This window comes from Desulfosporosinus sp. I2 (assembly GCF_000960765.1).
Classification (GTDB): domain Bacteria; phylum Bacillota; class Desulfitobacteriia; order Desulfitobacteriales; family Desulfitobacteriaceae; genus Desulfosporosinus.
Map to the genome: position 1 here is coordinate 22,581 of NZ_JYNH01000047.1, position 8,777 is coordinate 31,357.

General features: G+C 41.7%; 8 protein-coding genes and 1 pseudogene. 1 reads left to right on the forward strand and 8 read right to left on the reverse strand.

Translation table 11 applies throughout. The annotated features are described in order from the left end of the window. Nucleotides 1–3 precede the first annotated feature (3 nt). The 6 genes from UF75_RS12430 to UF75_RS12455 all read right to left on the reverse strand — a co-directional run bounded on the left by UF75_RS12430 (nucleotide 4) and on the right by UF75_RS12455 (nucleotide 5,893). On the reverse strand, nucleotides 4–1,038 hold the full coding sequence (locus UF75_RS12430; RefSeq protein WP_045574913.1) for a methylcobamide--CoM methyltransferase: 1,035 nt from the start codon (nucleotides 1,036–1,038) through the stop codon (nucleotides 4–6). 24 nt (nucleotides 1,039–1,062) lie between these two features. Then, complete coding sequence (locus UF75_RS12435; RefSeq protein WP_045574914.1) at nucleotides 1,063–1,722, reverse strand: corrinoid protein; 660 nt, start codon at nucleotides 1,720–1,722, stop codon at nucleotides 1,063–1,065. 31 nt (nucleotides 1,723–1,753) lie between these two features. After that, on the reverse strand, nucleotides 1,754–2,845 hold the full coding sequence (locus UF75_RS12440; RefSeq protein WP_045574915.1) for a uroporphyrinogen decarboxylase family protein: 1,092 nt from the start codon (nucleotides 2,843–2,845) through the stop codon (nucleotides 1,754–1,756). A 35-nt stretch (nucleotides 2,846–2,880) separates the two neighbouring features. Further along, nucleotides 2,881–3,789: a uroporphyrinogen decarboxylase family protein gene (locus UF75_RS12445; RefSeq protein WP_242860220.1), complete on the reverse strand. Its 909-nt coding sequence runs from the start codon at nucleotides 3,787–3,789 to the stop codon at nucleotides 2,881–2,883. 408 nt (nucleotides 3,790–4,197) lie between these two features. Further along, a complete protein-coding gene (locus UF75_RS12450; RefSeq protein WP_045574916.1) occupies nucleotides 4,198–5,310 on the reverse strand; it encodes a VanW family protein in 1,113 nt (370 codons plus the stop codon). Nucleotides 5,311–5,545: 235 nt separating this feature from the next. Continuing rightward, nucleotides 5,546–5,893, reverse strand: a complete 348-nt coding sequence (locus UF75_RS12455; RefSeq protein WP_045574917.1) for a YckD family protein — start codon at nucleotides 5,891–5,893, stop codon at nucleotides 5,546–5,548. Between the two features lie 959 nt (nucleotides 5,894–6,852). Here UF75_RS12455 and UF75_RS29085 point away from each other — a divergent pair. Then, entirely contained in the window at nucleotides 6,853–7,326 is a 474-nt protein-coding gene (locus UF75_RS29085; protein ID WP_045574918.1) for a hypothetical protein, read from the forward strand. Nucleotides 7,327–7,507: 181 nt separating this feature from the next. On the opposite strand, the gene UF75_RS12465 is transcribed toward UF75_RS29085, so the two are convergent. Continuing rightward, nucleotides 7,508–8,203 carry a protein kinase family protein gene (locus UF75_RS12465; protein WP_045574925.1) on the reverse strand — a complete coding sequence of 232 codons (696 nt, stop codon included), beginning with the start codon at nucleotides 8,201–8,203 and terminating at the stop codon, nucleotides 7,508–7,510. A 314-nt stretch (nucleotides 8,204–8,517) separates the two neighbouring features. After that, nucleotides 8,518–8,777 (reverse strand): annotated as a pseudogene (locus UF75_RS29090) (hypothetical protein); the annotation flags it as partial.

The following is an 8,777-nucleotide window of genomic DNA, read 5'->3' on the forward strand; positions in this document are numbered from 1 at the left end:
CCCCTAGCTCCTAAGCCTCATGCTACTTTCCTTAACAATATGTAACATCGCCTGAATATTTTCCAGAGAGGTCTTAGTTCCCAGACCACAAGCAGGCGCGATGATATCTGACCCATCATCCATCACCTTCTGGGTCAGGACGCGAATGCGATCTGCATCAGCAAATTCCAGAGCATAGGTACTTACATTACCTATCATAATCTTTGCAGGCATCATTTTTTTCGACTCTTTGATGCTGACAATAGAGTCAAAGCTATGGGCATCGGCACGAATTTTATTCAGTTCTTCATAAACTTTATGCATCTTCCCGCAAATGTGCACAATGATTGGTAATTCCGGATTCATCTCGTGGAGTCCATCAATCAACTGATTCACATAGGTCACCACATATTCATCAAATAAACGTGGACCTAAGATTTCCCCTGTGCCACTAGGGTCAGAGATAGCTATCACATCTGCTCCTGCTTCGATCTGAGCCTTGCCAAAATCAATGAGCGCTTCAGTAACGAAATTCATAAGAGCATGAGCATCTTCTTTATTGCGTCTTAATGCCTTATAGTAATTTACTGGTTCCATGAGAGAAGCTGCAACACTTATAGGCCCAGAGAGATTACCGATAATAGGTACATGATCATCGTGTTTTTTCAGAATTTTAATGGCATCCAGCACCACTTTTGCCCGGTTGCCATAGGGATTGAAAGGTCTTAATTCCCTCCATTGGGAAGGGTTATCGATGACATATCCTGTGACATGGGGTTCGTAGATAGCGGAACCTAAGTCCACGACGGCACCCATCTGTTCTGCTTCGATGGTCATACAGAAAGGTACGCCATAATTTTCGAAACAACCATAATCATAGACTGCTCTGGCTAGTCCTGCCATTTTATTGGGATCTGTATGTGCTTCTGGCAAGTGAATATTTGCCTTATCCATCAAAGCAGTAACCACCATATTCATCATTCCACCTGGGCAAATACATGGTGAGCGATCGGTCGTAGCACCCTTTAAAGCGCTTAAAAGTCTTTCTTTAGAGTTCATGGTACTTCCTTTCTGCTCCAGTGTTTAAGCCATTCCCACCAATTTTTTAGCTAAGGAAACTGCTCCAATAGCATTGACGGCATAACCATCAGCGCTGATTTGATCACAATAAGCCTGGGAGATAGGCCCACCGCCAATCATGACTTTTACTTTGTCTTTAAGTCCTTCTTTTTTCAGCATATCCACGACTTCTTTCATACCAGGCATGGTGGTAGTCATAAGTGTGGAAAGACATATTAGCTGCGCATTCACGTCCTTTGCTTTTTCTACGAAACTTATCAGTGGCACATCTCTGCCCAAGTCATACATTTCAAATCCTGCCGTCTCTAACATAATACGTACAAGATTTTTACCGATATCATGGGTATCCCCTTCTACGACGCCGATAACACATTTGTAGTTGACAGCGCCAGCACCCTCCTCCTGAGGCAGATGGGGTTTTAAGACTTCCAGACCATTATACATAGCATCGGAACACACCAAAAGGTCAGTGACGAAATACTCTTCTTCTTCATACATTTGACCAGCACGACTCATCCCATCAACAAGCCCTTTAAGAACCCCGTCAAGAGCTTCGTAGCCTGCTTCTATATATTCGTTGGCTACACCTGCTACACTTTCATCTTCCATTTCGAATACGCAATCAGATAATTGCTGTAATAATTCTTCTTTTGACTTAGCCATAACCTTTCACCTTCACCTTCTTAAATTAGTCCTACTTATGGTCAGTTGCTGGTTCATTTAACAACCCTTCATCGAGAGGGTAGCGTCCGTACTTGCGAACCGCTTCCATCATATGAGCGATATTTTCTATAGGAACATTTTGTGTAACATCACAACCGGAAGCAATAATATACCCTTTCGAGCTGTCTTTTCCCTTGCGGATGCAGGTCTTAACAGATTCATAAATATCCTCTCTAGACCCCAGCATAAGCACATCGACAGGAGGTACATTACCCAGTATGGGTAAACGCTCTCCCACTTGTCCTTTCACATATTCCAGATCCACAAGGTTATCAATGCTGAGCATATCCGGTCCTGTATCCACCATATCGGTCACAATACTCGTCGTATTACCACATATATGATAACAACACATACCCCCCAATTCATGAATATGCTCCATCAGTTCCGTAGCGTAGGGCTTTACGAATTCTGTGTACTGGCTTTTCTTGAGGAGGGTCCCGGATGCAATCGGATCACACATGGCAATAATGATGCCCCGTTTGATATATTCTTTGTATATATCTTTAAGAGCATCAGTACACAAGCGTAGCAATTGGTGGATAGCTGCGGGATTTTTACGGGTTGCTCTTAAAAGATTTTCAGTGGGATAAATACTCGATACAGCTGTAAAAGGCCCTGCAATCAGCACCCCAGTTGGGACCTCGTGTCCCATCTTTTCCTGACAGATTTCACAAGCCTCTAAAGTTTTGGCAAACCAGGGGTCATTTTCTTTTTTCGTCTTATTGAAATCCAGTCGATCGATATCTTTAAGGTCTTGTAAAACATGATTCACAATTGCAGGCAGACTATCCTCAGGATCATTCATTTCTGTCCCCAGTGCTGTTCCTACGCCATGAAGTCCATATTCAATGATCATCAGATCATTACCATAACTTTTATAACAATCGATTTGCGACTGGGCCTGCTTTTCTGCTGAAGCACGTTTTTCCCGATGGGTTATTCCCGCCACTCTGTGCGAGATGGAAACCAAGATAGGCATCGCAAGAATGCGATCCATTCTATCCCCTTTCATGAAGGCTTGAAGCCGTTCATTGGGCGTCATTTGGTCTTGTGGATGCATAGCAAATCCTCCTTGTTATTTCTGATTTTATTAAATTAAAGTGTTAGAAGCTTTAACGTCTTGATCTGAGCATCTTTAAGTATGCGATTACGATTATGGATACAGACATTACCTACCAAGTTGATTTTACCCCGAAGTTCCAAACAGGCTTGGGCATAGGGCATGGGCTCTGGTAAAGTGTAGCCTTCCCACTCAGCCATTCCCAGCCCCACCAACTGAAGTGCGGTCTTGGGACACAGATGCATTACTAGCTGTCCGCCAATTATATTCAGTGCTTCTTCTACAAAAGGTTTTGAAAAATGACGACCCTGCTGTTTAAAGTATTTGGGCCCGAGGATATTGAGCCCCCCCGCCGGATCTTCATAGGCTATGAAGTCCACCCCTGCTTCCAGGGATTTTTCAATATAACGTAACAGCTGGAGGCGCATCTTCTCTACGACTTTTTGAATTACTTCCGGATTTTTTCTCCAGATCTTAAAGAGTCCGCCGATATCGATTAAATTATTTAAGGTCGTTATTGGGCCACAGATCTCGATGCCAACCGCTTCCTTTGCTGCTTTAAGAAGTTTAACAGCTTCTAAGGTCTCTTTTAATCGACCTTTCTCAAAATCCAAATCGGGTAACCCCAACAAATCCTCTTCATCTCTGCACACTGGTTCTTCGCAACGTGGCCCAATCGTCGCCGATCCCAGCTTGATATTGCCACCATAGTTCTCCGCTGCCACGGTATGACAGAAAGACAGCATACAGAGGTGGCCTCCTTCTACTTCCCTTACGGTGCAAGCAATCTTTGCCATCCCTTCTCCGTAAGTGTAAGCTTCTGGAAAAGGCAGCCCTACTTTTTTCACTACTTCCTCTGTAAAACCGCTAGTATCTGACCCTTCCGGACATTTAAAATCTCTAAATGCGATCGTCGGTTCCCTCCTAACTCTTGACCAACCCAAGTATAAAGAATTAAAGCCACATAGCTTTTCATTAATGTTTATATATAACACAATAATAATACCACAGCTCTTTAGAGTTTTCTACAAAGTCTAGAGACTTTTTCAAACAGTCCACTTGACTAACTTGACGAGGGTTATCGTGCAAATCAGGGTCAATAATGTCAAAATCAGATTTTAGCAACTTTCTGGATTTCATTGACTCCGATAGTGTTTATAGTGCCGACAAACTGCTTGAGGGCACAAAATATAGAGATCAAGACATCCACGCGCACCGTTAAAGGTCCAATTTTGGTAAGATGTTTAACCTCTTATACATAGACTAGTCCGTTATCTACGGTCGGGCACATTGATAAAAATTGAGCTGACTGAAAATGATCCCCTTAGACATTTTCAGTCAGCTCCCCAACGCTATGTAATGTCATTATCCCATTCCCGAAGAGTGGGATAACCCTTTGAATTTAGAAGCACTGGGTGTTTATCGTCTGCTAATCCAAACAGTCGAATTCTTAAACATCCCTCCCCTGTTCTTGCACTGATTAAAAGGTACCCTTTCGTGTCATTTCGAAAGCGGAAATCAAGTATGCCGTAGGATACTGTTGCATCTTGCCCTTTTGACGCGTACGCTACAGGCAAGGAATGATTGTTTTTCTCTACTATAGTTAAACGAGACTGGCGGACAGCTTGATAGAGTGTGCTGGAATCTTGGCATACGCCCCCTCCATCCCCTTTGATCACAGACTGACCCGCAAAGATAGATGCTTGCATATATCCGGCAGCCTCTGTACGTTCTCCAACGACATCGTTAAAAGAAAATTCTTGGCCCGGTGGAATCAAATGATTATTCAAAGCCATAGCAGCTAAACGCACGTTTTTTGTACGTGCTACATCCTGAGGATCAAAATACGTCGTGTAATCCCCTAAAACACTCTGAATTTTAGTTATGTCCTCAACATTAGGTAGAACTGGCACGTCTTTTACAACTACTTCAACCTGTTTCTGTCCATAACTACTCACTATTTTCAGCCAAGTTTCTTCGATATCTAATTCCTGCCCTGCTTGCCCAGCTGTCTTTTCCAATCTACTGTCCAAATAAGCAATCCTTGCCGGACGCATAGGTTTGTTAATAATCTTACTTAATGATTGCAACTGTGAAATAATTTCTTCTTTATTCAAACCAATGTTATTCGGTGAGATGAATACGGAGGGACGTGCAAGATTATTAAGGGCATCAATGACAGTCTTAACCGGAAACACTTGATCTAACCACGCCTCAATTTCTGCATCAGAACCATCCATCTTCAGAGGGTATACATGTTCTTTGTATGTAACGGCATTCGGAATCTCATTCTTTAATTGTGATGATAATTGAATTCTACTCAATCCAGAAAAATCCCGGCCCCATGCAATCAACCCTGACGGTGCCCGATCATGGGTATAGCCATAAGTGACTACGACCCCTAACCCTAGAGAAACACTTAATTGAAGTAATAGAGCCATCGCAAAGACCAATCTTCTCTGCATTAACTTATAACCTCCTTAATTTTCTTGGTTTTCCGCAAATGTGAGCTAACTTCCTAGGTGATGGCGAATAAAACGCATTATAACATTCTGTAAGCGTAAAATACAATAGGTTACCTGTCCGCTACTACAAAATGGGTGGTAAATGAAAGATACCTACTGATAGACATAATAACAAAAACACGGGAAAAACCAATTGGTTTTCCCCGTGTTTTTAACAACTTGTACCATAACCGTCCTACCACATTCCTCCATAGTAATTAGCTCCGCCACAACAACCGTTTCCGTAGCCAGAACCCGGAGCATACCCAGGATTTGGCGCAATCTGGCCCGGTTGTTGTTGACTATACTGCTGACGATATTGTTCACTAGCGTCAATATTGGCTTTTGTGGCATCTGCTTGAGCCTTGGATATCTCTCCAGCCTCAGCATATTTGTCCACGATCTGCTTTTGAGTCTCTGCCATTTGTTTGTTGAGAGCATTGATTTCGGTTTTTTGTTGGTCTGTAATAGCTGCATATGTAGGAACAGCAACCATTGTGAGGATAACTAATGAAGCAAAAATAATTGATAACCTTCTTTTCATTTAATGCAACCCCTTTCCAAAGATTTAACTAAAGTATAACCAAGTAACTTTACAGAATAATCACGATAAGTTAACATTTTTGTAACATTTCAAGTATCTCCATCCTTCAATTCTTCCCTCAGAAAATAATCCACAGCTCGACTGCTAAAAATGAATTACCATTCCCTTCTGGGTCTTTCCTTTAAGCGCCCCTAATAGGTTTTACCAGCGTCCTAACGGATAGTAATACCTATAATATGTTTACTGCTCTGTTGTGTTTGATTTTGGTAGAACAAGTACAATACCTTTAAAGCCCAAAGCAAAAAATATTGTCTCCCAAAACGAAGAATCGAGTCCTTTTGGCAATTTTATTAAAGGAAGATTTTTTGTTGGTAAGGAACCTGTTTTGCATCGGAAGTGCTCCTGTTGCCCCGGTTGCTTCGTTGCTTCCCGTTGCACCAGTATAAGTATTGGTTACTGCACAGAAATAATACTAAAATAAAAGCCCCTCTAAACGTTCAATAAACGTTCGGAAGGGACTTGTTTAACTACAAAAACTAATACTTGTCTAACCTTAATATTGAGTTTTTTACCATAATACACCAATATATTTAAGTAAGTTAAGGGAAACTACCGTAATTTGAATGTACCATTCTGTTGTTTCAGTTGAAGCTGCCTTAGAGTGTTGTTTATTTCAAGATATTTCTGAGGATTTAACTGGGCTGGCTCAGATTGTTTCAGCCCAGTTAAAGTTATTCAGTAGTTCTTATCATTCATGACCGGATTGGCTACCGGACATATGATTCTCACCCATATTAGTGTTATGATTCTCGTTATTATTTTGATTAGTATTATTACTATGTCCGTTCATTGTGCTTTTACTCGGACTGGATGGTTGAGCACTTTGGCTCGGTTGGGTAATATGCATTTGCTGGTGTTGTTGGGGATTCATATTTGAATGTCCGTCATTGTAGTGATAATTGTTTTGTGCAGGGGTGACAGGCGCTGGAGTGACAGGTGCGGGGGTAACTGGTACGGGGGTGACTGGTGCGGGGGTAACTGGTACGGGGGTGACTGGTGCGGGGGTAACTGGTGCTGGGCTAACTGGTGCTGGGCTAACTGGTGCTGGGGTAACGTGTGCTTGGGTAACGTGTGCTGGGGTGACTGGTGCCGGGGTAACAGTTGCAACTGGGTCAGTTGCTGGGGTGACAGTTGTAACTGGGTCGGTTACAGGGGGGACAGTTGTAGCCGGGTCGGTTGCAGGGGTAACAGTTGTAGCTGGGTCGGTTGCAGGGGTACTGGTTGTTACAGTTGCAGTAGTGCTAGGGTCCACAGACGTTCCTGATGTAGCAGCACTAACTGCTGCTACGGCTCCCATTATCAGCCCAAGAGACAATGTACTTACCATTAGCGTATTTTTTAAACTTTTCATTAAAATCATCCTTCCAAACTAATTACTAAAATTCACAAATTAACTACAATGGCGCTGCTTTATTGAATAATCTTACATTCGATTCTTTTCCACTGACCACCCCCTGTCTTCACTGAGTTATTCGCAACAGTTTATTATTTTTTGAGGGTAGCTTTTAAAAATAAATCATAAATTTCTTCTTAATCCAACTTTGCACCAGCCTTTCATTTAAAAGCTTCAAACGTCTCGTAAAATTCGTACTCCACTTCTAAAATGCTTTTATACCTTTGCTCTACACCCATAAGCCTTTTTAAAAATAACAGTTCCTTTTGATGCAAATGCAATTCATCATACCAGGGACGTTTCTTGTCACCTTTGAATTCAAAAGAAGAGTAATACAGATGAAGAAGGAAATCTCCTAAAAATGCAAAGTCCATGTCTGCCCTGTATTTCTTGTTATTAATCCAGCGGGCAAGCCCAAAATCAACAAGGTTAACCTTTTGACCATCATACAATGTATTTGGCACCCTTATGTCTCTATGGACTATACTCTTTGAATGCAAGTACTTTAAAATTCCGACAAGCTGGCTTCCTACTCTGTATATCTCTTCTCTTTCAAACACGCGCTTGTCAAGATAAATAATATCCTCGAAAGTTCTACCTTCCTTGAATTCAAGTACATAGCCGCAGAAATCCTCAAGCTCAATCTTTTTAATTAACCGGGGAACGCTCTCATGCTGTAATATCTTTAAAATATCTTCCTCAAACCGGGCCTTTGCTCCTTCTTTCTTCAGCATTCCCCTTTTTAGTTGCTTGAGTATATACGTTTTCTGACCATGAGAAACCTGATAACAGATACCATACCGGCCTTCTCCTATTATTTTCTCAACGGTATATTCAGCTATCCGGTCCGAGGGCATAAATATTTTATCATGTCTAAATAGGTTCAAGACCACGAGCTTTTACGGTGATGCCGGTTTGGATAATGCGCGTTGTGGCGATTTGAGTAGGACTGTAAATGCCTTTTTGAACCTGTTAAGGCATCAAAGATTTTCCCAAATATTCCTCCCCTGCCATGTGGTCTTTTATAATGGCCACCGCCATGATTCTGATATGGGTAACGTCCTTTACTTCTTGATCTTGAAAAAAAACTCATACTTAATCCTCCTGTTGATCGTTATTTACCTTCTATGATAACCAGCTTAATTTTGTTGTAGCCTGCAAATGTGTAAGTTTAAGCTCTTTCTTCAGAAGTTTTTGTCCTTTTATTATTTATAAAGGTAGCTACTCCCGGCAATAAAGAAATAAATATGATCGCAAATATTACAAGGGTAAAATTCTCTTTAACAGTAGGTATATTGCCAAAGAAGTACCCTCCGGCTATAAATAATGCTACCCACATCACTGCTCCAATAATATTGTAGCTGATAAACCTCCCGTAAGTCATCCTTCCCATTCCAGCTACAAATGGAGCAAAGGTTCGGATTATCGGTA